The sequence below is a fragment of the Streptomyces sp. NK08204 genome (assembly GCF_020400585.1).
Taxonomy (GTDB): domain Bacteria; phylum Actinomycetota; class Actinomycetes; order Streptomycetales; family Streptomycetaceae; genus Streptomyces.
Genome location: NZ_JAINVF010000013.1, coordinates 145,997 through 168,935, shown reverse-complemented (window position 1 = coordinate 168,935; position 22,939 = coordinate 145,997). Strand labels below are relative to the sequence as shown.

Here is a 22,939-nt window from a genome sequence, read left to right as displayed (position 1 = left end):
TGATCAGTGACCCATTCCCAGTCCGCCGTCAACGGGGATGACGGCTCCAGTGATGTACGAAGCGTCGTCCGAGGCGAGGAACCGCACCGCCGCGGCGATCTCCTCCGGCTGCGCGTAACGGCCGAGCGGCACCTGGGACACGATGCCCGCGCGCTGCTCCTCGGTGAGCACGCGCGTCATGTCGGTGTCGACAAAGCCGGGCGCGACGACGTTGAAGGTGATGTTGCGCGAGCCCAGCTCACGGGCGAGGGAGCGCGCGAAGCCGACGAGGGCGGCCTTGGATGCGGCGTAGTTCGCCTGGCCCGCCGAGCCGAGCAGGCCGACGACGGAGGAGATCAGCACGACACGGCCCTTCTTGGCGCGCAGCATGCCGCGGTTGGCGCGCTTGACGACGCGGAAGGTGCCGGTGAGGTTGGTGTCGATGACCGAGGTGAAGTCCTCCTCGGACATGCGCATCAGGAGCTGGTCCTTGGTGATGCCGGCGTTGGCGACCAGGACCTCGACCGGACCATGCTGGTCCTCGATCTCCTTGTAGGCCTGCTCCACCTGCTCGGGGTCGGTGATGTCGCACCTGACGGCGAGGCACCCCGATTCCGTGAGGGCCGCCGGCGGCTCACCCGAGCGGTACGTGATCGCGACCTTGTCGCCGGCGTCGGCGAAAGCGCGGGCGATGGCGAGGCCGATGCCCCGGTTGCCTCCGGTGACGAGAACCGAGCGGCTCAACGGATCACCCTTTCGATAGCGGTCTGCAGATGTCCGACAACCCGCCCGAACAGCTTCCGAACAGCTTCAGGACAGGCGGCTTCATCGAAAACCTATCGGTAGCGCCGCGCTCACGGGCAAGCGGGCACCGACAGTGGCTCGCGGCCGTCACTGTCGGGTTCCTACAGTCGCCCTCGTATCCTTCCGGCGTTCACGCCGACGCAGGATTTCCGCAGCACTTCTTGTACTTGCGCTCCGAGCCGCACCAGCAGGGGCCGTTGCGGGGTGGGGGCCATGCGGTCGCCCGGCCGGTGAGGGAGAGCTCGGCCGCGTACGCGGACCGCAGGTCCGAGGCGTCGGGGGATCCGCCCATGCTCTCGGCGAACGCCTCCGCCTCGCTCACGGTCGCCCGGCCGACCGCCAGCCGCGGTTCACCCTCCTGCGAAAGGTCCCGCAAGGTCCGTTCGACCTGCCGCAGGTGCTCGGCGTGGTCGTCGCCGTAGACGTCGGCCGCCTTCGGCCAGCGCTCCAGCAATGCGGTGAACTCCTGTCGGGGCCAGTACAGGACGCACGCCGTCCGCAGCGCGGGTCGGCCGGCCTGGCCCCGGCCGGCCGGGCCGACGGCCGCCAGCCGGTCGGCCAGCTCGCCGAGCTCGTCCTCGAACGCTTCGGAACCCTGCTCGTCCAGCCGCTTGACCCAGAGCGGATCATGCAGTTCGTCCAGCGGCCGTACCCGGCCGGGAACGGAGGACGAACGCCGTTCATGCAGGGTGTCCGCCACCGCGTCCCAGTCGTCGTGCGGCTCGCCGAGCAGCCGCCGTACCCGGTGGCGGCCGACGAGGAGCATCTCGACGTCGTAGTGCTGCGGGTCCGCCTCCACCCGCTCCACCGTCACCGGCGCACCCACGCCGAGCGCATGCGTGACACCGGCCGTGTACCACTCGGCGGCCGTGGCCGTCTCGTCGAACGCTTCGACGGCCTCTGCGACGAAGTTCCAGGCCCCCGCGTGCCGGGGGTGACGCCTGCGGAACGCGGCAGCCGCCTCGCGGGCTTCCTCTGCCCGCCCGGCATCCCACAGCAGGCCGATCCGGAAGGCGTCCACCAGGTCCGGTTCCGCGCACCCCCCGCTCCCCGGGTCCAGCAGCCGCTCGTACACGGCGATCGCACGGTCGTACTCGCCCGCGTCGCCCCAGGCGTCGGCGGCCTCCAGGAGCAGTTCCTCGCGGTCCTCCGGATGGTGTGCCGCCAGCTCCTCGCATTCCTGGGCCTGCTGGACGCAGGTGACCGGGGACGGAGGGCTGCTCGAACGGAATGCGGAGGGCCGCTGATTCTTTCGCGGCCTGTTGCTGTTCTTGCCGCTCCTGCGGGCCGTGCGGCGCTTACTGGACATAGCACCACCGTAGTGCGGCCGTGGCCGGCTTCGCCGGTGATCCGACGGAGATCACCGGCGCGGGTCCGTGCCCCGCCGCTCAGTCGTCTGCCCGCGCAGGACGGCAGCGGCGTGCAGGGCTCGGACAGCGAATGAGCGGCCGGACTCAGTCCAGGCCGACCGGTGTGATCGGCGTGACAGGGGTGTCGTCCGGGGCGTTGGTCTGCACGAGCAGTAGGTCGCCGACCGTCGCGTCACGGCCGAGACCGAGGCTGGAGACCGGGACCGCTCCTGGGGCCTTGGCTGTACCGACGGGCTGGAGGTGCAGCTCGCCCTCTGCGCCTTGGAAGGCGAGCACCGCCCAGACCTCGTCGTGGCCGATCCGGGACACGACACTGCTCAGTCGGTCGGGTAGGACCGCACACACCACGGTGAGCCTTTGCTGCTCCGTCCGCGGGATCGCCGCGATGCGCTCCAGCACGCCGGGGAGGGCCAACGTGCCCTCCAACAGCCGCTGGACGGTCTCGCGCTCGTGGTCCCGGCCGTCCCCGGCACCGGCTGCGGTGAAGTTGACCAGGGGAAGGCCGTCATCCAGGGTCCGCTGCCACTTGGGCAGCATGAAGTCGATCGTCAGGGCCTCGTCGCGGGTGGGTGTGTGCACACCGTCGCCCTCGCCGAACTGGGCGAGCCACGCGTTGACATCTCCCCAACGCCACACCGGTGAACGTCCCGCGATCCCCTCCGGGTCCGGGAAGGGCAGTTTGTCCTGCCGCCGCTCGCCGCTCACCCACTGCTGCACGTTCTGCCGCGAGCGCCCGGCGCGCTCCGCGATGTCGGAGACGCCGACGAGGTCGGGGTCGATGCGCAGCAGGCGCAGGCCAGGAAGGGATTTCCGTAGCCGGACGACGATGCGGTGGGCGGCGTCGATCGCGTCGGCCCCGCTTTCGGCGACGTCCAGAAAGTGTCGGCCGCGATGGCGTGTCAGTAACCCGTCGAAGACGTCGTGGACGATTCCGACCGCATAGTCGTCGTCCACACTGATCCCGTCCACGACGAAGTGGAACTCGTACTCCATGACGCCCCAGCCCCCCATGCGCGTGTCCTGTCGCTCCTGGTTCCTGTATTCCTGCGCCTTTCACTCCAGGGAACGCCCCCCTGGCGCTAGCTTCGCCGAGGCCCGCACTGTTGTCAATTGACAACGCGAGGTCTCACCCGGCGGCACCGCCACGCAGGGCCGCCCGGGGGTCGTCCGGAGGCAACGGGCACCGCTTCGCCTGGCGCTGGATACGTCGGGCCGCCTGGCCGGGGTTCTTCGGCGTACCCCCGACGCGGATCACCGTGCAGTGGTCCGGGCACGGGCAGTACAGCGTGCCCCAGTGGGCCTCCGACCTGAGCACCCATCCGTCGGCGACGAGCCGCTTGAGGACCTCTCTGATCTCCTTGTCCGAATGGTCCGCCGCAGCGATCTCGCGTCCGACCACGTACGCCTCCACAAGCCGTTCGCCTGTCGAAGAGTTGACCGTCAACTCCAAGTAGCCGACAAGCCTACTCGGCACCGCTGACAACCGCCGAAGTCCAACTCGCTTGTGTCAGCGCGCTGTTGCGGAGGTGATCGTCAACCATGCCCGAACGGGAGAGGGGGCCCCGACAGCGTGCACTCCGCCCACACGGTCTTGCCCGGCCCCGTGCGCTCGTCGACGCCCCAGCGCGCGGCGACGGCTTCCACGAGGAGCAGGCCCCTGCCACCGTCGCCGTCCTCGGGGTCCGGCGCCGCCGGGGGCGCCGGCCGCCCCGGGTGGGTGTCGGCCACCTCGATCCGCACGACACCGGCGGCGCGGTCGCAGCGCAGCTTCAGCTCGAAGTCCCGCCCGGGGACGCGCCCGTGCAGAACGGCGTTGGCGCTGAGTTCGGCGACGACGAGGGCGACGGCTTCGCAGACCGGGCTGCCGTACGGCACGCCCCACAGGTCCAACTGGTGTACGGCCAGCCGGCGTGCGAGCCGGGCCCCGCGCCGCGTGGCGGAGAACCGCTGGACGAACACACTTACGGTAACGGCCTCTTGGGTGTGCGGTGTTGGCATGCCGCCCAGCGTTCCGATTCCTCCGACCCCGCCAACAGGCACGACACCCATACAGACGCGCTTGTACCAGTGCACACTCTGGACTGGGCGGGTAACTCGGCGTGACGCCGGGCGGGTGGGGTGGGTTGAGCGGGGACCGGCGAGAACGTGGGCAAGGAGGCGCGCGGTGATGACAGCGGAGCACGGCGGAGGCGGCGGCACGAACACCGAACCCGAACTCTCCGACAGCCTCAAGACCTTCGGCGCGGTCCTGAAGGCATTACGGGAGGCATCCGGGCTGACCCAGGAGGAGTTCGCCCTGCGGGTACGGTACTCCGCCGCCTACGTCGCCAAGATCGAGCAGGGCAAACGGTTCCCGCCGGCCGATCTGCCCACGCGGACGGAGGAGGTGCTGGGGCCGACCGCCGTGAAGGTCCTCAGCGCCGCTGCGAGGAGCCTGACGAGGAGGGCGGGGCTGGCTTCGTGGTTCCGGCAGTGGGCGGGGATCGAGGAGGAGGCGATCTCGCTCTACGCGTATGAATGCCGGGCGGTTCCGGGGTTGTTGCAGCCGGAGGGTTACATTCGGGCGATCTTCGACCGGCAGATTCCTCCTCTGTCGGAGGAACAGTTCGAGCGGCAAGTGGCTGCCCGGCAAGAGCGGCAGCGGCTCTTGGACGAGCGCCCGAACACGGCGTTCTCCTTCCTCATCGAGCAGGCTGTTCTGGAACGTCGGCTCGGGGGTCTCGAGGTGACGCGGGAAGTCATCAACAACCTCTTGGAGCAAGGCACCCGACGCAATGTAGAGATCCTTGTCATGCCTCTCCGGCAGGAGGATCACTCGGGCGTCGATGGGCAGATGTACCTCGCTGAACGCGACAACCACCAGTGGGTTGGGTACGTCGAGGGACACGACAGCAGCACTCTGCTCACCCACCCCAAATTGGTCAGTTCCATGCTTCAGCGCTATGGGAAGATGCGGTCACAGGCCCTGAGTCATATGGCCACTGTGGATCTGCTGGGAAAGATGCAAGGAGCGCTATGAGCACCGAGCTGGCCTGGTTCAAGAGCAGTTACAGCGGCAGTGGTGGCGGCAACTGCGTCGAGGTCGCCGTGCGCCCCGAGGCCGTCCACATCCGCGACTCCAAGGACACGGAGATCCGTCCTCTCGTCGTCACACCGGCCGCCTGGTCGGCGTTCACGGCGCTCGCCGTCAGCTCGTCGCTGGACGGCTGAGCAAGCTTCGTAGGCCATGGCACGGGCGGGTGCGGGAGTTGTTCCCGGCGCCCGCCCCCGCTGCGTCGTGCCCCGTCGACGCCCGACCGCACCGCGTCGAGGGAAATCCCGCATGTACGCAGGGTGTGCGGCGTGTTTGACTTCCGTATCGCCGATTCGGACGGTCCGAGCACCCGGACCTGGTGGCAACAGCGAAGGGAAACCCACCCGTGCCCCATGAAATCGATCAGTCGTTCTTGGCATTGCCCCTGAGGGCCCTGGCCGATGCCGCGCTGGCCCGTGCGCGGGCACTGGGGGTCGAGCACGCGGACTTCCGGTTCGAGCGGGTGCGCAGTGCCTCCTGGCGGCTCAGGGACGCCAAGCCCGCCGGATCGTCCGACACCACCGACCTCGGCTACGCGGTCCGGGTCGTGCACGGCGGTACATGGGGCTTCGCGTCCGGGGTGGATCTGACCCTGGACGCCGCCGCCAAGGTCGCCTCGCAGGCCGTGGCGATGGCGAAGCTCTCCGCCCAGGTGCTCAAGGCCGCCGGGTCGGACGAGCGCGTGGAGCTGGCCGCCGAGCCGGTGCACGCCGACAGGACGTGGGTCTCGTCGTACGAGGTCGACCCCTTCTCGGTGCCCGACGAGGAGAAGGTCGCGCTGCTGGCTCAGTGGAGCGCGCGGCTGCTGGCGGCACAGGGTGTCAGCCACGTGGACGCCTCGCTGCTCACCGTGCACGAGAACAAGTTCTACGCCGACACCGCCGGGACCGTGACCACCCAGCAGCGGGTGCGGCTGCATCCCGAGCTGACGGCCGTGTCCGTGGACGAGTCCAGCGGCGAGTTCGACTCCATGCGGACCATCGCGCCGCCGGTCGGACGCGGCTGGGAGTACCTGACCGGCACCGGCTGGGACTGGGACGCCGAGCTGGAGCGGATCCCGGAGCTGCTCGCCGAGAAGATGCGCGCGCCGAGCGTGGAGCCGGGTCTGTACGACCTGGTCGTCGACCCGTCCAACCTGTGGCTGACGATCCACGAGTCCATCGGGCACGCCACCGAGCTGGACCGCGCCCTCGGCTACGAGGCCGCCTACGCCGGCACCTCGTTCGCCACCTTCGACCAGCTGGGCAAGCTGAAGTACGGCTCCGAGCTGATGAACGTCACCGGTGACCGCACCGCCGAGCACGGCCTCGCGACGATCGGGTACGACGACGAGGGCGTCGAGGCCCAGTCCTGGGACCTGGTGAAGGACGGCACGCTCGTCGGCTACCAGCTGGACCGCAGGATCGCGAAGCTGACCGGGTTCGACCGGTCCAACGGCTGCGCGTACGCCGACTCCCCCGCCCATGTGCCGGTGCAGCGCATGGCGAACGTCTCGCTGCAGCCGGATCCGGCCGGCCTGTCCACGGAGGATCTGATCGGGGGCGTCGACCGGGGCATCTACGTCGTCGGCGACCGGTCCTGGTCGATCGACATGCAGCGCTACAACTTCCAGTTCACCGGCCAGCGCTTCTTCAGGATCGAGAACGGGCGGATCACCGGGCAGCTCAGGGACGTCGCCTACCAGGCCACGACCACCGACTTCTGGGGTTCCATGGCGGCCGTCGGCGGCCCGCAGACCTATGTCCTCGGCGGTGCCTTCAACTGCGGCAAGGCCCAGCCAGGACAGGTGGCCGCCGTGTCGCACGGGTGCCCCTCGGCCCTCTTCGAGGGCGTCAACATTCTGAACACCACCCAGGAGGCCGGCCGATGAGCGCCCGCACCAACAAGCCGCACGAGGTCGTCGAGCAGGCTCTCGCGCTGTCCCGGGCCGACGGCTGTGTCGTCATCGCCGACGAGCACTCCACCGCCAACCTGCGCTGGGCGGGCAACGCGCTCACCACGAACGGTGTGACGAGGGGCCGTACGCTCACGGTGATCGCGACCGTGGACGGCAAGGAGGGCACGGCCTCGGGGGTGGTGTCCCGGTCGGCCGTCACGGCGGACGAGCTGGAGCCCCTAGTGCGCGCCGCCGAGGCCGCCGCGCGCGGGGCCGGCCCTGCCGAGGACGCACAGCCGCTGGTCACCGGCGTGCCGCAGTCGCCGGACTTCACCGACGCGCCCGCCGAGACCTCCTCGGCCGTCTTCGCCGACTTCGCCCCAGCGCTCGGCGAGGCCTTCGCACGTGCGCGTGCGGGCGGCCGGGAACTGTACGGTTTCGCCAACCACGAGCTGGTGTCCACGTATGTGGGTACGTCCACGGGCCTGCGCCTGCGGCACGACCAGCCGACGGGCACGCTGGAGCTGAACGCCAAGTCCCCGGACCGTACCCGCTCGGCGTGGGCCGGCCGGGTCACGCGGGACTTCAAGGACGTCGACCCGGGTGCGCTGGACGCGGAGCTGGCCGTGCGCCTGGGCTGGGCCGAGCGGCGCGTGGAGCTGCCCGCGGGCCGGTACGAGACGCTGCTGCCGCCCGCGGCCGTCGCGGACCTGCTGATCTACCAGCTGTGGTCGGCGTCGGGCCGGGACGCGGCCGAGGGCCGGACGGTGTTCTCCCGTCCGGGCGGCGGCACACGCGTGGGCGAGAAGCTCTCCGAGCTGCCGCTGACGCTGCGCAGCGACCCCGATGAGCCCGGTCTGGAGTGCCCGCCGTTCGTGATCGCGCACTCCTCGGGCGGCGACCAGTCGGTGTTCGACAACGGGCTGCCCGCACACCCCACCGAGTGGATCAGCCGGGGTGAGCTGCAGCACCTGACGACCACCCGGCACAGCGCGGGCCTGACCGGGCTGCCCGTCGCCCCGGCGCCCGGGAACCTGATCCTGGACGGCGGCCAGGACCGCTCCCTGGAGGAGATGGTCGCGAGCACCGAGCGCGGGCTGCTGCTCACCTGCCTGTGGTACATCCGCGAGGTCGACCCGGCGACCCTGCTGCTCACGGGCCTGACCCGGGACGGCGTCTACCTCGTGGAGAACGGCGAGGTGACCGGCCAGGTGAACAACTTCCGGTTCAACGAGTCGCCGGTCGACCTGCTGGGGCGGGCCACGGAGGCCGGGCGGACGGAGAAGACGCTGCCGCGCGAGTGGAGCGACTGGTTCACCCGGACCGCGATGCCCGCGCTGCGCATCCCCGATTTCAATATGAGCTCTGTCAGCCAGGGCGTATAACCTCGTAGTCGGCTGTCACCCGACCGCCTTGGGATCATTGAGGAGACACGAGAACCGTGACGGACATCGTCGACGAGCTGAAGTGGCGAGGGCTGTTCGCCCTGTCCACCGACGAGGACGCTTTGCGTAAGGCGCTCGCGGACGGTCCCGTCACGTTCTATTGCGGTTTCGACCCGACCGCGCCGTCGCTGCACGTGGGGCACCTGGTGCAGGTGCTGACCGTGCGCCGGCTCCAGCAGGCCGGGCACCGGCCGCTGGCGCTGGTCGGCGGCGCGACGGGGCTGATCGGTGACCCGCGCCCGACCGCGGAGCGCACGCTGAACGACCCCGAGACGGTGGCCGGCTGGGTGGGCAAGCTCCGTGCCCAGATCGAGCCGTTCCTGTCCTTCGAGGGTGAGAACGCGGCCGTGATGGTCAACAACCTCGACTGGACCGCGGGGCTGTCCGCGATCGAGTTCCTGCGGGACATCGGCAAGCACTTCCGCGTCAACAAGATGCTGACCAAGGACTCCGTGGCCCGTCGCCTGGAGTCGGACCAGGGCATCAGCTACACGGAGTTCAGCTACCAGATCCTGCAGGGCATGGACTTCCTGCAGTTGTACCGGCGCTACGGCTGCACGCTCCAGCAGGGCGGCAGCGACCAGTGGGGCAACCTCACGGCCGGTCTGGACCTGATCCACAAGCTGGAACCGCACGCGGACGTGCACGCGCTGGCGACGCCGCTGATGACCAAGGCGGACGGCACCAAGTTCGGCAAGACCGAGGGCGGCGCCGTGTGGCTCGACCCGGAGATGACGACGCCGTACGCGTTCTACCAGTTCTGGCTGAACGTGGACGACCGGGACATCTCGACGTACATGCGCATCCTGTCCTTCAAGTCTCGCGAGGAGCTGGAGGAGCTGGAGCAGCAGACCGAGGAGCGCCCGCAGGCCCGGGCCGCCCAGCGTGCGCTGGCCGAGGAGCTGACGACGCTGGTGCACGGCGCCCAGCAGACGGCCGCCGTGATCGCCGCGTCCAAGGCGCTGTTCGGTCAGGGCGAGCTGGCGGACCTCGACGAGCGGACGCTGGCCGCGGCGCTGTCGGAACTGCCGCACATCACGGTCGCCGAGCCGGCCCCGGTGGTGGACCTGCTCGCCGAGGTCGGCCTGGTGGCCAGCAAGTCCGCCGCGCGCCGGACCGTGAAGGAGGGCGGGGCCTACGTGAACAACGTGAAGGTCACCGCGGAGGACGCGGTGCCCGCCAAGGAGGATCTGCTGCACGGGCGGTGGCTGGTGCTGCGGCGCGGGAAGAAGAACCTCGCGGCGGTCGAGGTCGCCTGAGACGCGCATGAGGGCGGCTTCCCCACCCGGGGGGGCCGCCCTTCGGCGTACCGTCGCTAGACCTGCTGCTGTCTCCTTCTGCCCAGCGTCGCCATGTAGAGCATGTCGACCGCGAAGACGATGACGACCGCGGCGACGACCTGGAAGGCGTGCCGGCTCCAGTCGATGCCGGGGGTCGCCGCCACACCGAGGGCGCGGGCGATCGCGTTGCCCGCGGCGGCGCCGAGCATGCCGCAGATGGTGGTCAGCCAGAGGGGGCTGTGCTGCTTGCCCGGGATGATCGCCTTCGCGATGAGGCCGAGTACGAATCCCACGATGATCGCCCACAACCAGCCCATGGCTGCCTCCTCGTGCCGCTCGACGTGAGTATTAGGGCCAGTCTGGGCCGCTGGAACATATGGCGCATGTCGGATTCCCCCGTATGCGCCGGGCGGCAGGTGGGCGCGCAGCCAGGAGGCGAGACCCGGTCTCGAACAGCCCGCGGACGCGGCGTAATGTGAGACGTGTCCCGGCCGGTTCCCGGCCGCGCGGGGACGAGGGTGGGGGCCGGGGGAGAAGTCCGATGCGGGCGGATGGTGGATTGTGAAGCGGAAGCGGCGCGACGACAGCGTTCAGGTTTTCCGGATCACCGGGGCCCGAACAGGGCTCGCCGAGGACGTACGGGGCCGGCAGCGGCGCTATGTCATCTCGATGTCGGTCCGCACCCTCTCGGTGATCCTCGCTGCGACGCTGTGGAACGTCGAACGGCACATCGCGGTCGTGGCCCTGGTGGCCGGTGCGCTGCTCCCCTATGTCGCCGTAGTGATCGCCAACGCGGGCCGGGAACGGCCGCCGTCCCTTCCGTCGACGTTCGTCCCGGCGCCGGTGCGGCCGATGATCATGCCTCCGCGCGCGCAGGAGACGCGGACGGAGTCCGGGCATGAGCACGGGGAACGCGCGGACACCGAACCGTGACCGCGTACCAAGCTCAAGAAAAGCTCAAATCAATCATGCAGTTCCAGTGCCGGGCGGTGGGTCTGCCGTGACATACTGCGTACGCGCTCCGCATCCCCCGTCGGAGCGACGGACCGACGCCGGGCAGCTCCCCCCGTGGCTGCTCGGCGTCGTCCTGTTTGCGCCTGTGCTGTGAGACGAACCTGTGAGTGACGAGATCCCCATCGCGCCCATCTGCTCCGCCAAGGGCTGCCGTGCCGCCGCCGTGTGGGTGCTGGCCTGGAACAATCCGAAGATCCACACTCCGGAGCGACGCAAGACATGGCTTGCCTGCGAGGAGCACCGGGAGCATCTGTCGCAGTTCCTCGGGATGCGGGGATTCCTCAAGGACGTGGTGAAGCTCGCCGACTGGGCGGCACCGGAAGGGCCTCGAGGGTCCACGGACGGATAGCCGAGATCCAGCCGGACACTGGCGCGTCAGTTCGGCACTGCGGGCCGCGACCGCACGCCGGGACACGGGCGGATCCGTGACCGCCGAGGCGGCAGACGATCGGTTCGACGAGGTAGCGGGCGTCTCGGTGCTGTGTTGGACTGAGCGCAGTGCTCGTCACCACGGCGCCGATCGACGCCGATCGGCCGCAGCACGGTACCGGCCGGACCCGGGTGCACGTCGCAAGCATGACGTTGAGGATGCGGAGGCGGCTCATGGCGAAGTCGCGGGACGACGAGCAACTCAGTCTGCGCCTGGCGGCCGTAGCGGCGTTGGGATTCGTGCTGATCGTTCCGCCGTTCCTGACGCGGTTCGATCACGTGGGCCAGGTCTTCGGCGTCCCGGTTCTCGCGGCTTACCTGTTTCTCGTCTGGGCGATCGTGATCGGTCTGGTTGCCGTGATCGGCGGCAGATCGAGGTAGACCGTGCTCCAGACGTGGTTCATCGTCGCTGTTTCGGCCGGATACCTCGGCCTGCTCTTCGCCGTGGCCTTCTACGGTGACCGGCGGGCGGATTCCGGTCGGAGCATCATCAACAACGCCACGGTCTACGCACTGTCCTTCGCCGTGTACGTCACCTCGTGGACGTACTACGGCAGCGTGGGCTGGGCCGCCACGGCTGGAGTCGGCTTCCTGCCGATCTATCTGGGGCCGACGCTCATGCTCGCTCTGGGCTGGCTGGTGCTCCGCAGAATCATCCGGATAAGCCACCGGCATCGGGTCACCTCACTGGCCGACTTCGTCTCCGCCCGCTACGGCAAGAGCACCGCGCTGGGTTGTCTGGTGACGATCATCGCCGTGGTGGGGGTTGTGCCCTACATCGCGCTGCAGCTCAAGGCGGTCTCCAACACCTTCTCGATCATTCGGCGGCACCCCGGGATCACGTCCGTCGCGGGGTCGAGCCATGTCCCGCTGTTCCAGGACACCGGGTTGTACGTGGCGCTGGTGCTCGCCGCGTTCACCATCGTCTTCGGCACCCGTCACCTGGACGCCACCGAACGCCACGAGGGCATGGTCGCCGCGATCGCCTTCGAATCCGTGGTGAAGCTCGTGGTGTTCCTCTCGGTCGGGATCTTTGTGACCTTCTGGATGTTCGGGGGTGTCCACCACCTGTTCTCCCAGGCCGCGGACGCCGGCCTCACCACGCTGTTCACCGTGGGGGAACAGACCGGCTACGGCACGTGGATCTGGCTCACGGTGCTGTCCATGCTGGCGATCGTGCTGCTGCCCCGGCAGTGGCAGATCAGCGTGGTGGAGAACGTCGACGAGAGGCACCTCAAACGGGCGATGTGGCTGTTCCCGCTGTACCTGCTCGCGATCAGCCTCTTCGTGCTCCCGATCGCGGCCGGCGGGCTCCTGCGGTTCGGGAAGGCCGCCGACGCCGACACCTATGTGCTGACCCTGCCGATGGCCGAAGGCCATCAGGCACTCGCCCTGCTCGTCTTCATCGGCGGCCTGAGCGCGGCCACCAGCATGGTCATCGTCGAGACGATCGCGCTCAGCACCATGGTGTCGAACTCACTCGTGCTGCCGCTGCTGCTGCGCAGCAAGTCCCGGCTGGCGCACCGAGACCATCTCGCCGGGCTGGTGCTGGGTATTCGCCGGGCGACCATCGTGCTGGTCCTGCTGCTCGGGTACGCGTACTTCCGGCTTGCAGGGGAGCAGGAGAGACTGGTCTCGATCGGCCTGGTGTCGTTCGCGGCTGTGGCGCAGTTCGCGCCCGCCATCCTGGGCGGCCTGTTCTGGAAGGGCGGCACCCGCCGGGGCGTGCTGGCCGGCCTGGTGGCGGGGTTCGCCGTGTGGACGTACACCCTGGTGCTGCCGAGCTTCGCCGACGCCGGGTTGCTGTCCGCTTCGTTCTTGGGGAAGGGTCCGCTCGGCATCGGGCTGCTCCGGCCACAGCACCTGTTCGACCTGGGGGGAATGGACCCGATCAGCCATGGGATGTTCTGGAGTGCGCTGCTGAATCTCGGCGGGTACGTCGCAGTCTCCCTCGCGGACCGGCCGGGGGCTGCCGAGCGGGCACAGGCGGTGCAGTTCGTCGAGATCCTCGAAGAGCCCGTCAGCGAGCGGCGCTGGCAGGTCCGTGCCACGGTCGGCGAGCTGCAGAGCCTGCTGGAGCGGTTCCTCGGGCGGGAGGGCGCCCAGCGGGCGTTGGGCTCCTACCCCGGCAGGAGACCCGACTCACCGGCAGCCAAAGCGCCCCCGGAGCTGGTCCATCACGCGGAGGCCCAGCTCGCTGGTTCGGTGGGAGCGGCGTCCGCGCGGCTTGCGCTCGCCGCGGTGGCCGGGGAGGAGGAGGTCGGCACCGACGAAGTGATGAAGATGATCGGCGAGGCGTCGCAGAGGGTCGAGCTGGTCCGGCGGCGGCTGAAACTGCTCTACGACGCGACCGGCGGCATCGGCACCACCCTCGACGTGACCCGTACAGCCGAAGAGCTGACGCAGGTCGTGGTTCCGCGCTTCGCCGACTACGTCACCGTCGACCTGGCCGAGTCCGTGCTGGGCGATGAAGAACCGGGGATGAACGACGTGAGCACCGGCAGCAAGCGGATGCGGCGCGTGGCCGTCAGCGGCATCCGCGACGACGCTCCCTTCGTCGCCGTCGGCGACCTGATCGCTTTCGTGCCGTCCTCGCCACAGGCCCGCAGCATCGAGAGCGGGCAGGCGGTCCTGGTGCCTCGTCTGCGTGATGCCACGGGATGGCAGGCGGTGGACCCCGAGCGGGCGCTCCGCATCATCGACTACGGCATCCATTCGCTCATCACGGCGCCGCTGTCCGCCCGCGGCGTGCTGCTGGGCGTCGTCTACTTCTGGCGCTCCGAGAAGCCCGAACCCTTCGAGCAGGACGATCTCTTCCTCGCGGCCGAACTGGCCACCCGAGCCGCCGTGTCCCTCGACAACGCACGCCGCTACACCCGCGAGCACGGCATGGCCGTGGCGCTGCAGCGGCGACTGCTGCCCCGCGCGCTGCCCGAACAGAGCGCCGTCGAGGTCGCTTCCCGTTACCTCCCCGCGCAGGAGGGGGTCGGCGGCGACTGGTTCGACGTCATCCCGTTGCCTGGCGCCAGGGTCGCGCTGGTCATGGGCGACATCGTCGGGCACGGACTGCATGCCGCGGCCACCATGGGGCAGTTGCGTACCGCCGTGCACAACTTCTCCACCCCTCTGGACCTGCCGCCCGACGAACTCCTCAGCCACCTCGACGAGTTGGTCACCCTCATCGACCAGGACGCGATCGCGGCCGGCGACAAGACCACCGTCACCGGGGCCACCTGCCTGTACGCGGTCTATGACTCCGTGTCCGGTCACTGTGCCATCGCCAGTGCCGGTCACCCGCCGCCCGCGCTCGTACACCCCGACGGGACGGTGGAGTTCCTGGAGGTGGCGTCCTGCCTTCCTCTCGGTATCGGCGGACTGCCCTTCGAGTCCGCCGAGTTCCGTCTGACCGAGGGCAGCAGGCTCGTCCTGTTCACCGACGGCCTCGTCGAGCGCCGCGACCTGGATCTCGACATCGGGCTCCGGATGCTCCGCGAGACGCTGGCGCACGCGGACCAGTCGCCCGAGGAGACCTGCGACGCCGTGCTCGACGCCCTGCTCCCGGAGGTTCAGCGGGACGACATCGCGCTGCTCGTCGCCCGTACTCACATCCTGGGGGCGGGGCAGGTCGCCGAGTGGGACGTGGAGCCCGACCCCGCCGCCGTTCGCCGCGCACGTGCTGCCGTCTCCGCCCGGCTCAGGGAGTGGGAGCTGGAGGATCTCGTGGACACCACGGAACTGATCTGCAGCGAACTGATCACCAACGCCATGCGTTACGGCGCAGGGCCCATCAAGGCGCGGTTGATCTTCGACCGTGCGCTCGTCTGCGAGGTCTCCGACCACAGCAGTACCTCGCCGCACATGCGCTATGCGGCCAGTACGGACGAGGGGGGGCGGGGCCTGTTCCTCGTGGCCCAGTTCGCCGAGCGCTGGGGCACGCGTTACACCAAGGACGGCAAGGTCATCTGGGCCGAGCAGGCGGTGCCGGGGACGCTCGGCGGCTGACCGGCGCCTTTGAACCGGTCGTGTGCGGAGGACGGGTCCAGCCGTGGTCTAGCCGCCGATCGCCGACATCGGCCGGTCCGGCTGGACGAACGACGGGTCGTCCAGGCCCGCGCCCGCCTTCTTGCCCCACATCGCCAGCCGCCAGATGCGGGCGATCTCCTCGTCGGCAACGCCGGAGCGCAGGGCGGCGCGGAGGTCGGTCTCCTCGGTGGCGAACAGGCAGGTGCGTATCTGGCCGTCGGCGGTCAGGCGGGTGCGGTCGCAGGCCGAGCAGAACGGACGGGTGACGGAGGCGATCACACCGACCCGGTGCGGTCCGCCGTCGACCAGCCAGCGCTCCGCGGGTGCCGAGCCGCGCTCCTGGGAGCCCTCGGCAGTGAGGTCGAAGCGGGCGCGCAGGGAGGCCAGGATGTCCCCGGCGGTGACCATGCCCTCGCGCTTCCAGCCGTGCTGGGCGTCCAAGGGCATCTGCTCGATGAAGCGCAGCTCGTAGTCGTGCGCCACGGCCCAGGCCAGCAGGTCCGGGGCCTCGTCGTCGTTCAGGCCCGGCATCAGCACCGAGTTGACCTTGACGGGGGTGAGGCCGGCGTCGCGGGCGGCCTCGAGGCCTTCGAGGACGTCCTTGTGGCGGTCGCGGCGGGTGAGGGCCTTGAAGACGTCGGCGCGGAGGGTGTCCAGGGAGACGTTGACCCGGTCCAGGCCCGCCGCCTTCAGAGCGGCGGCGGTGCGCTTGAGGCCGATGCCGTTGGTGGTCAGCGACATCTGGGGGCGCGGGGTGAGGGCCGCGACGCGCTCGACGATGCCGACCAGGCCAGGGCGCAGCAGAGGCTCGCCGCCGGTGAAGCGGACCTCCTCGATGCCGAGGAGCCGGACCGCGATGCCGATGAGCCGGACGATCTCGTCGTCCGTGAGCAGGTCGGGCTTGGCCAGCCACTGCAGCCCCTCCTCGGGCATGCAGTAGGTGCAGCGCAGGTTGCACCGGTCGGTGAGCGAGACCCTCAGATCGGTGGCCACGCGGCCGTAGGTGTCGATGAGCACGTGGGCCCCCTCCCTCGGTTCCGGACCATTCGCTTCTGTCGTCTGTTCCGTCACCTGGAGCCTACGCGAGACCACCGACATCGACAGCGACCGATCCCACGAGGTGGGACGGGGCCGCGTCGTAGGACCTAACAGTCCTGGACGACGCGGCCGTCCGCAGGATGCGTCCGTGCGGAGCTCAGTGCGCTCCGGTACCCGTCAGGGACCGCACCTCCAGCTCCGCGTACTTGGCGGCGTCCGGCACCTCCTTCGACAGCAGGGTGCCGACGGCGCCCAGCAGGAAGCCGACCGGGATGGAGATGATCCCGGGGTTCTCCAGCGGGAACCAGTGGAAGTCGACGTCGGGGAACATCGAGGTCTCCTTGCCGGAGACCACCGGCGAGAACAGCACCAGGCCGACCGCGGTGACCAGGCCGCCGTAGATCGACCACAGGGCACCCGCGGTGGTGAACCGCTTCCAGAAGAGGCTGTAGAGGATGGTGGGCAGGTTGGCGGAGGCGGCGACCGCGAACGCGAGGGCGACGAGGCCTGCCACGTTGATGTCGCGGGCGAGGGCGCCGAGGACGATCGACACGGCACCGATGCCGACGGTGGCCCAGCGGGCCGCGCCGATCTCCTGCTTCTCGGTGGCCTGGCCCTTCTTGATGACGTTCGCGTAGATGTCGTGCGCGAAGGACGAGGACGAGGCGAGCGTGAGCCCGGCGACGACCGCGAGGATCGTAGCGAAGGCGACCGCGGAGATGGTGGCGAGCAGGACGGCGCCCCAGTCGGAGTGCACGCCGCCCAGGTGCAGGGCGAGCAGCGGGGCCGCGGTGTTGCCCGCCTTGTTGGAGGTGATGATCTCGTCCGGTCGGATCAGTGCTGCGGCGCCGAAGCCGAGGGCGAGGGTCATCAGGTAGAAGGTGCCGATCAGGCCGATCGCCCAGATGACCGACTTACGGGCCGCCTTCGCCGTGGGCACCGTGTAGAAGCGGATCAGGATGTGCGGCAGTCCGGCGGTGCCGAGGACCAGGGCGATGCCGAGGGAGATGAAGTCCAGCTTGGTGGTGCCGGTGGCGCCGTACTTCAGGCCGGGCTTGAGGAACGCGGAGCCCTTGCCGCTGTTGTCGGCGGCCTTGCCGAGCAGGTCGGAGACGTTGAAGTGGAACTTCAGCAGCACCAGGAAGGTCAGCAGCAGGGCGCCCGCGATGAGCAGCACCGCCTTGACCATCTGGACCCAGGTGGTGCCCTTCATGCCGCCGATGGTGACGTACACGATCATCAGGACGCCGACCAGGGCGACGATGCCGATCTTGCCGCCGTCGCTGGTGATGCCCAGCAGCAGGGAGACCAGGACGCCGGCGCCCGCCATCTGGGCGAGCAGGTAGAAGATCGACACGACGATGGTGGAGGTGCCGGCGGCGGTGCGCACGGGCCGCTGGCGCATCCGGTACGCCAGGACGTCGCCCATGGTGTAGCGGCCTGAGTTGCGCAGCGGCTCGGCGACCAGGAGCAGCGCCACCAGCCAGGCCACGAGGAAGCCGATGGAGTACAGGAAGCCGTCGTAGCCGAAGAGGGCGATGGCGCCGGCGATGCCGAGGAAGGACGCGGCGGACATGTAGTCGCCGGAGACGGCGAGGCCGTTCTGGAAGCCGGTGAACTGCCGTCCGCCGGCGTAGAAGTCGGCGGCGTCCTTGGTCTGACGGCCCGCCCAGACCGTGATGACGAGGGTGGCGGCGACGAACACCGCGAACAGGGTGATGATCAGCGGCCGGTGCTCGCTCGCTTCGCCGGCGGCCAGCAGGGTGTGCGGTGCGGGGCTCATGCTCCGTCCTCCATCCGGGACTTGATGGCCTCGGCCCTGGGGTCGAGCGTGGCGGCGGCGCGGCGCGCGTACCACCAGGCGATGAGGAAGGTGGTGAGGAACTGGGCGAGGCCCAGGACGAGGGCCATGTTGACGTTCCCGGCGACCTTGGTGCCCATGAGCCCGTCCGCGTAGTTGGAGAGCAGGACGAACAGCAGGTACCAGGAGATGAACGCGATGGTCAGCGGGAAGGCGAACGAGCGGTGCGAGCGGCGCAGTTCACCGAACTCCGCGCTCTGCTGCACTGCGGTGAACTCCTCGGCGGAGGGTAGGGGGGCCTGCGCTCGGGAGGGGGGCGGTGTCTCGGTGGCCACGGGAGTCTCCTCGTGAGGCGGACGTGCGCTTTCTGGTGTCACAGGGCAGCGATCACATGACCAGGAGTGACTGACCGACTCCTGACGGTGATGACGGCGGGGGCCACGATCCTGCTGGGCCCCTCGCCCACGGTCACGGCGCCACGCGCGGAGCGGTTCAAGTCCGCCGTGCTCTTTCGTAGATCGCGTGGCGGAGATAGCTTCGGCCCTGCACCACTCGCCATGTACCTGCCCGTGCACCATCTGTGTCCGGGCTGTTCTCGTTCCGGATGATGTGGAGATCCCATGGCTCATCTGCGCTCCAGACGGCGGCTCGCCCTCGCCGTGCCGGTCGTGCTGTCGCTGACCGCCTCGCTCGGCTTCCTGCCGTCGCAGATCGCGGCGGCGGCACCCGTGGCCCCGGCAGCGACGGCGGACGGACCGAACCTCGCGTACGTCGTCAACACCAGCACGGACCAGCGCACGATCGAGTCGGTACAGCAGGCGATCACGCGCAACGGCGGCACCGTCGTGGCGAGTTACGACCGGATCGGTGTGATCGTCGTCCACTCGGCGAACCCGGACTTCGGCAAGCAGATGCGCGAGGTGCACGGGGTGCAGTCGGCGGGCGCCACCCGCACCGCGCCGCTGAGCGCGACGGGGACGACGGACGAGGGCGGGGTGCAGGTCCTGTCACAGGCGGAGGCCGCGAAGGCCGCCCAGGGTGCGGCTGGGGGCGAGGAGCCCCTGGAGGCCGACCAGTGGGACCTGCGGGCGATCGGCGCCGACAAGGCTGCGATGATCAACCCGGGCAGCCCGGACGTGACCGTGGGCGTCATCGACACGGGCGTGGACGACACGCATCCGGACATCGCCCCGAACTTCTCCGCCTCCCAGTCGGCGAACTGCGTGAGCGGCAAGGCGGACACGACCTACGGCGCGTGGCGGCCGGCGGATGCCAACCACTACCACGGGACGCATGTGGCGGGCGAGATAGCCGCGGCCCGCAACGGCATCGGCGTCGCGGGCGTCGCGCCCGGCGTGAAGGTCGCGAGCATCACCGTCGCCCAGCCCGACTCGACCCAGCTGTTCTACCCGGAGAGCGTCGTGTGCGCCTTCGTGTTCGCCGCCGACCACGGCATCGACATCACCAACAACAGCTACTACGTTGACCCGTGGCTGTACAACTGCATGGACGACCCCGATCAGCGTGCCATCGTTGACGCGGTCAACAGGGCCCAGCTGTACGCACAGAGCAAGGGCACGCTCAATGTGGCCTCGGCGGGCAACTCCAACGACGACCTCGGCTCGGACGCCCTCGTCGACGACTCCAGCCCCGACGACTCGACCGCGGTGACCCGGACGGTCGACCCGCACGAGTGCTTCGACGTCCCGACCCAGCTGCCGGGTGTGGTCACGGTGAGCGCGGTCGGCGTCAAGGGCGTCAAGTCGTACTACTCCAGCTATGGCGACGGCGTCGTGGACGTCGCCGGTCCGGGCGGCGACAAATACCAGATCCCGGACACGCCGTCGAAGAACGGCCGCATCCTGTCCACGCTGCCGAACGACAAGTACGGCTTCCTCCAGGGCACGTCGATGGCCTCCCCGCACGTGGCCGCGGTGGCCGCGCTGCTGAAGTCGACGCACCCGAACGCCACTCCGGCCGAGCTGCAGGCCCTGCTCAAGGCCCAGGCGGACAACCCCGGCTGCCCGAGCGGGCCTTACGACTACAACGGCGACGGGATCGTGGACGCGACCTGCACGGGCAGCCCGCGGGTCAACGGCTTCTACGGCTTCGGCGTCGTCAACGCGCTGCGCGCCGTCAAGTAGGCGCCTCGCACAGGGATGTCCGCGGCACGGGCGGACGGGCCGCGGGCCGGATGACCGGACCGGCCCGTTCCGCCCGCACGGCCCCATAGGTTGATTGAATCAATAATGCATAGTGCAGTCATGACAGATATCTCGGTTGCATGGACTGCACTGGGCGGCGATCCCGCCCTGCTCCCCCGCGTGACGACGGTCGAGCGTCCCGGCGCCCTGGAAGCCAGGCTCCCCGTGCGACAGTTGGCGCGGGCCTGCGTCGGCGCGTGCGCACTGGCCGCCGCCGAGCTGGGGGCACGCCGGACCGGCCGCGGGGAGGTGCCCGCGGTCCGGGTCGACGACGGCGCGGTCGCCACCGCCTTCCACAGCGAACGGCACCTGCTGGTCGACGGACGCCCCCCGGTCACCTTCGCACCGCTGTCCCGGTTCTGGCGGACCGCCGACGGCTGGGTGCGCACCCATGCCAACTACCCGCACCACCGGTCGCGGCTGCTCACCGCGCTGGGCCTGCCGGAGGACGCCTCGGCGGAGGAACTGGCCGGCCGGCTCGCCACCCGCTCGGCCCTGGACGTGGAGGAGAGCGTCTACCGCGCGGGCGGCCTCGCCGTGGCCCTGCGCACCCCGGGCGCGTGGGCCGCGCACGAGCAGGCCGCCGAGCTGGCCGCACGACCGCTGGTCGAGCGCGAGCGGCTGGACGCAGCACCCGCGCGCGTGCTGCCGCCGCTCGACCCCGCCACCACCGCCCTGCTGCCCGCAGCCGGGCTGCGCGTCCTGGACCTGACCCGGGTCCTGGCCGGCCCGGTCGCCACCCGCACCCTGGCCCTGCTGGGTGCGCAGGTACTGCGCGTGGACTCCCCCGGCCTGCCCGAACTGCCCGACCAGCATGCCGACACCGGCTTCGGGAAGGCGTCCACGACCCTCGACCTCAGCACCGACCGGGACACCTTCGAGGCACTGCTCGCCACCGCGGACGTCGTGGTCACCGGCTACCGGCCGGGGGCCCTGGACCGGTTCGGGCTCTCCCCGCGGGCACTGGCCGAGCGGCGCCCCGGCCTGGTCGTGGCGCAGGTGTCGGCGTGGGGCGCGTACGGGCCCTGGGCCGGGCGGCGCGGCTTCGACAGCCTGGTGCAGGTCGCCACCGGCATCGCCGCGACCGAGGGCACGGCCGGACAGCCCGGCACGCTGCCCGCGCAGGCCCTGGACCACGGCAGCGGCTATCTGCTGGCGGCGGCCGTGCTGCGGGCGCTGACCGAGCAGTCGTACGACGGTGGCGGCAGGCTCGTCCGGCTGGCGCTCGCCCGCACCGCCCGCTGGCTGACGGACGAGATCCGCCCGGGCACGGGCATGACCGCGGGCGATCCCCACCCTGGCCCGGAGGCGTGGCTCACCGAGACGGACGGCCCGCTCGGACGGCTGCGGCACGCCCTGCCCCCGGTGTCCTTCACGGGCGGCCCCGCCGGCTGGGCGCAGCCGCCCGTGCCGTGGGGGTCGGACGCCGCCCGCTGGAGGTGACCGGCTCCCTGCTCTCAGCCGTTGGTGACGAGCACCTTGAGCGCGGTTCGCTCGTCCATCGCCTTGTAGCCCTCGGGCACGCCCTCGATGCCGACGGTCATGTCGAACACCGGTGAGGGATCGATCGTGCCGTCGAGGACGTCGGGCAGCAGGTCCGGGATGTAGGCGCGGACCGGGGCGACGCCGCCGCGCAGGGCGATGTTCCGGTCGAACATGACCCCGAGGTCCAGGCCGGTGCCGCTGCCGTGGGGCACGCCCACGAAGCCGATCGCGCCGCCGTCACGGGTGATGTTCACGGCCGTCCGCATGGACTGCTCGGTGCCGACCGCCTCGACCACGGCGTGCGCGCCCTGGCCGCGGGTCAGTTCGCGGACCGCGTCGACGGCCGCGTCCCCGCGCTCGGCTACGACGTCGGTGGCGCCGAAGCGGCGCGCGATGTCGGTACGGACCTCGTGCCGGCCCAGCGCGATGATCCGCTCGGCACCGAGTCGCCTGGCGGCCAGCACGGCGCACAGGCCGACCGCGCCGTCCCCGACGACAGCGACGGTGGCACCCGGACGGGCGCCCGCGCCGAGGGCGGCGTGGTGGCCGGTGCCGAGGACGTCGGAGAGGGTGAGCAGGGCGGACAGCAGGCGCTCGTCGGAGGCCGCGTCCTTGGGCAGCCCGACGAGGGTGCCGTCGGCGAACGGCACGCGCACGGCCTCGCCCTGGCCGCCGTCGTAGCCGACGGAGCCCCAGAAGCCGCCGTGTTCGCAGGACGTGGTCAGGCCCTCGCGGCAGTAGTCGCACACGCCGTCGGACCACATGAACGGCGCGACCACCAGATCACCGCGCCGGACGGTGCTCACCTCGGAGCCGGTCTCCTCCACGACGCCGAGGAACTCGTGGCCGATCCGCTGACCCGGCTGCCGGGCCGCCTCACCGCGGTAGGCCCACAGGTCGCTGCCGCAGATGCACGCGCGCAGTACCCGCACCACGGCGTCGGTGGGCAACTGCACCACGGGCTCGGGCACGTCCTCCACGCGCATGTCGTACGGGCCGTGGATGGTGGTGGCGCGCATGGCGACGGTCCTTCTCGTGCGGGGGTGTGCGGGAGCGTGTCGGGTTCTGCGGGGCGCTCGAGGAGTGGTGAGCACTTTCACCGTACGCCGTCACCGATA

At 70.3% G+C, this 22,939-nt stretch carries 21 protein-coding genes; 11 read left to right on the top strand and 10 right to left on the bottom strand.

The genetic code is table 11. The features are described 5' to 3' along the window. Positions 1–3: 3 nt before the first annotated feature. From fabG to K7G59_RS21120, 5 genes are all read right to left on the bottom strand, one after another. Positions 4–723, bottom strand: a complete 720-nt coding sequence (gene fabG / locus K7G59_RS21140) for a 3-oxoacyl-[acyl-carrier-protein] reductase (RefSeq protein WP_225836491.1) — start codon at positions 721–723, stop codon at positions 4–6. Between the two features lie 190 nt (positions 724–913). Further along, on the bottom strand, positions 914–2,092 hold the full coding sequence (locus tag K7G59_RS21135) for an SEC-C domain-containing protein (RefSeq protein ID WP_225836489.1): 1,179 nt from the start codon (positions 2,090–2,092) through the stop codon (positions 914–916). 145 nt (positions 2,093–2,237) lie between these two features. Then, positions 2,238–3,164 carry an AlpA family transcriptional regulator gene (locus tag K7G59_RS21130; protein ID WP_225836487.1) on the bottom strand — a complete coding sequence of 309 codons (927 nt, stop codon included), beginning with the start codon at positions 3,162–3,164 and terminating at the stop codon, positions 2,238–2,240. A gap of 115 nt (positions 3,165–3,279) precedes the next feature. Beyond that, the gene (locus K7G59_RS21125) at positions 3,280–3,552 is read right to left on the bottom strand and encodes a hypothetical protein (protein WP_225836485.1); all 273 of its coding nucleotides are present in this window, start codon (positions 3,550–3,552) and stop codon (positions 3,280–3,282) included. Between the two features lie 134 nt (positions 3,553–3,686). Continuing rightward, positions 3,687–4,151, bottom strand: a complete 465-nt coding sequence (locus K7G59_RS21120; protein WP_225836483.1) for an ATP-binding protein — start codon at positions 4,149–4,151, stop codon at positions 3,687–3,689. A 169-nt stretch (positions 4,152–4,320) separates the two neighbouring features. On the opposite strand from K7G59_RS21120, the gene K7G59_RS21115 reads away from it, so the two are divergent. The 5 genes from K7G59_RS21115 to tyrS all read left to right on the top strand — a co-directional run bounded on the left by K7G59_RS21115 (position 4,321) and on the right by tyrS (position 9,806). Next, on the top strand, positions 4,321–5,172 hold the full coding sequence (locus K7G59_RS21115) for a helix-turn-helix transcriptional regulator (protein WP_225836481.1): 852 nt from the start codon (positions 4,321–4,323) through the stop codon (positions 5,170–5,172). Next, positions 5,169–5,363, top strand: coding sequence for a DUF397 domain-containing protein (locus tag K7G59_RS21110; protein ID WP_225836479.1), 195 nt, complete (start codon positions 5,169–5,171; stop codon positions 5,361–5,363). The genes K7G59_RS21115 and K7G59_RS21110 overlap by 4 nt, the downstream gene beginning before the upstream one ends. Before the next feature lie 209 nt (positions 5,364–5,572). After that, entirely contained in the window at positions 5,573–7,096 is a 1,524-nt protein-coding gene (locus K7G59_RS21105) for a TldD/PmbA family protein (RefSeq protein ID WP_225836477.1), read from the top strand. Further along, complete coding sequence (locus K7G59_RS21100; RefSeq protein WP_225836475.1) at positions 7,093–8,487, top strand: TldD/PmbA family protein; 1,395 nt, start codon at positions 7,093–7,095, stop codon at positions 8,485–8,487. The genes K7G59_RS21105 and K7G59_RS21100 overlap by 4 nt, the downstream gene beginning before the upstream one ends. A gap of 56 nt (positions 8,488–8,543) precedes the next feature. After that, entirely contained in the window at positions 8,544–9,806 is a 1,263-nt protein-coding gene (gene tyrS, locus K7G59_RS21095) for a tyrosine--tRNA ligase (protein ID WP_225836473.1), read from the top strand. Between the two features lie 56 nt (positions 9,807–9,862). Here the strand turns inward: tyrS and K7G59_RS21090 are convergent, their stop codons facing one another. Further along, positions 9,863–10,144: a GlsB/YeaQ/YmgE family stress response membrane protein gene (locus K7G59_RS21090; RefSeq protein WP_225836465.1), complete on the bottom strand. Its 282-nt coding sequence runs from the start codon at positions 10,142–10,144 to the stop codon at positions 9,863–9,865. Positions 10,145–10,388: 244 nt separating this feature from the next. Here K7G59_RS21090 and K7G59_RS21085 point away from each other — a divergent pair, with 244 nt between their 5' ends. The 4 genes from K7G59_RS21085 (at position 10,389) to K7G59_RS35090 (ending at position 15,272) form a co-directional block, all read left to right on the top strand. After that, positions 10,389–10,760 (top strand): DUF3099 domain-containing protein, encoded by a 372-nt coding sequence (locus K7G59_RS21085; RefSeq protein WP_225836463.1) that lies wholly within the window; start codon positions 10,389–10,391, stop codon positions 10,758–10,760. Positions 10,761–10,944: 184 nt separating this feature from the next. Then, a complete protein-coding gene (locus tag K7G59_RS21080; RefSeq protein WP_225836461.1) occupies positions 10,945–11,190 on the top strand; it encodes a hypothetical protein in 246 nt (81 codons plus the stop codon). A 149-nt stretch (positions 11,191–11,339) separates the two neighbouring features. Further along, on the top strand, positions 11,340–11,651 hold the full coding sequence (locus tag K7G59_RS21075; RefSeq protein ID WP_225836458.1) for a hypothetical protein: 312 nt from the start codon (positions 11,340–11,342) through the stop codon (positions 11,649–11,651). Positions 11,652–11,654: 3 nt separating this feature from the next. Next, a complete protein-coding gene (locus K7G59_RS35090; protein ID WP_308295067.1) occupies positions 11,655–15,272 on the top strand; it encodes a SpoIIE family protein phosphatase in 3,618 nt (1,205 codons plus the stop codon). A gap of 48 nt (positions 15,273–15,320) precedes the next feature. Here the strand turns inward: K7G59_RS35090 and moaA are convergent, their stop codons facing one another. The 3 genes from moaA to K7G59_RS21055 form a co-directional block, all read right to left on the bottom strand. Beyond that, entirely contained in the window at positions 15,321–16,310 is a 990-nt protein-coding gene (gene moaA, locus K7G59_RS21065; protein ID WP_225836456.1) for a GTP 3',8-cyclase MoaA, read from the bottom strand. Positions 16,311–16,488: 178 nt separating this feature from the next. Then, positions 16,489–18,114 (bottom strand): cation acetate symporter, encoded by a 1,626-nt coding sequence (locus K7G59_RS21060; protein WP_225836454.1) that lies wholly within the window; start codon positions 18,112–18,114, stop codon positions 16,489–16,491. After that, positions 18,111–18,467: a DUF485 domain-containing protein gene (locus tag K7G59_RS21055; RefSeq protein WP_225836452.1), complete on the bottom strand. Its 357-nt coding sequence runs from the start codon at positions 18,465–18,467 to the stop codon at positions 18,111–18,113. The genes K7G59_RS21060 and K7G59_RS21055 overlap by 4 nt, the downstream gene beginning before the upstream one ends. A gap of 285 nt (positions 18,468–18,752) precedes the next feature. Between K7G59_RS21055 and K7G59_RS21050 the strand changes: the two genes are divergently transcribed. Both K7G59_RS21050 and K7G59_RS21045 read left to right on the top strand, forming a co-directional pair. Next, complete coding sequence (locus K7G59_RS21050; protein WP_225836450.1) at positions 18,753–20,276, top strand: S8 family serine peptidase; 1,524 nt, start codon at positions 18,753–18,755, stop codon at positions 20,274–20,276. Positions 20,277–20,396: 120 nt separating this feature from the next. Beyond that, entirely contained in the window at positions 20,397–21,779 is a 1,383-nt protein-coding gene (locus tag K7G59_RS21045) for a CoA transferase (protein ID WP_225836449.1), read from the top strand. A 14-nt stretch (positions 21,780–21,793) separates the two neighbouring features. On the opposite strand, the gene K7G59_RS21040 is transcribed toward K7G59_RS21045, so the two are convergent. Beyond that, positions 21,794–22,840, bottom strand: coding sequence for a zinc-dependent alcohol dehydrogenase family protein (locus K7G59_RS21040; RefSeq protein ID WP_225836448.1), 1,047 nt, complete (start codon positions 22,838–22,840; stop codon positions 21,794–21,796). Between the last annotated feature and the right edge of the window lie 99 nt (positions 22,841–22,939).

Coding starts and splice junctions, on each gene's coding strand:
- K7G59_RS21110 (WP_225836479.1), top strand. CDS start 5,169: ATGAGCACCGAGCTGGCCTGGTTCAAGAGCAGTTACAGCGGCAGTGGT.
- K7G59_RS21115 (WP_225836481.1), top strand. CDS start 4,321: ATGACAGCGGAGCACGGCGGAGGCGGCGGCACGAACACCGAACCCGAA.
- K7G59_RS21135 (WP_225836489.1), bottom strand. CDS start 2,092: ATGTCCAGTAAGCGCCGCACGGCCCGCAGGAGCGGCAAGAACAGCAAC.
- K7G59_RS21040 (WP_225836448.1), bottom strand. CDS start 22,840: ATGCGCGCCACCACCATCCACGGCCCGTACGACATGCGCGTGGAGGAC.
- K7G59_RS21100 (WP_225836475.1), top strand. CDS start 7,093: ATGAGCGCCCGCACCAACAAGCCGCACGAGGTCGTCGAGCAGGCTCTC.
- K7G59_RS21090 (WP_225836465.1), bottom strand. CDS start 10,144: ATGGGCTGGTTGTGGGCGATCATCGTGGGATTCGTACTCGGCCTCATC.
- K7G59_RS21050 (WP_225836450.1), top strand. CDS start 18,753: ATGGCTCATCTGCGCTCCAGACGGCGGCTCGCCCTCGCCGTGCCGGTC.
- K7G59_RS21060 (WP_225836454.1), bottom strand. CDS start 18,114: ATGAGCCCCGCACCGCACACCCTGCTGGCCGCCGGCGAAGCGAGCGAG.
- K7G59_RS21130 (WP_225836487.1), bottom strand. CDS start 3,164: ATGGGGGGCTGGGGCGTCATGGAGTACGAGTTCCACTTCGTCGTGGAC.
- K7G59_RS21045 (WP_225836449.1), top strand. CDS start 20,397: ATGACAGATATCTCGGTTGCATGGACTGCACTGGGCGGCGATCCCGCC.
- K7G59_RS21120 (WP_225836483.1), bottom strand. CDS start 4,151: ATGCCAACACCGCACACCCAAGAGGCCGTTACCGTAAGTGTGTTCGTC.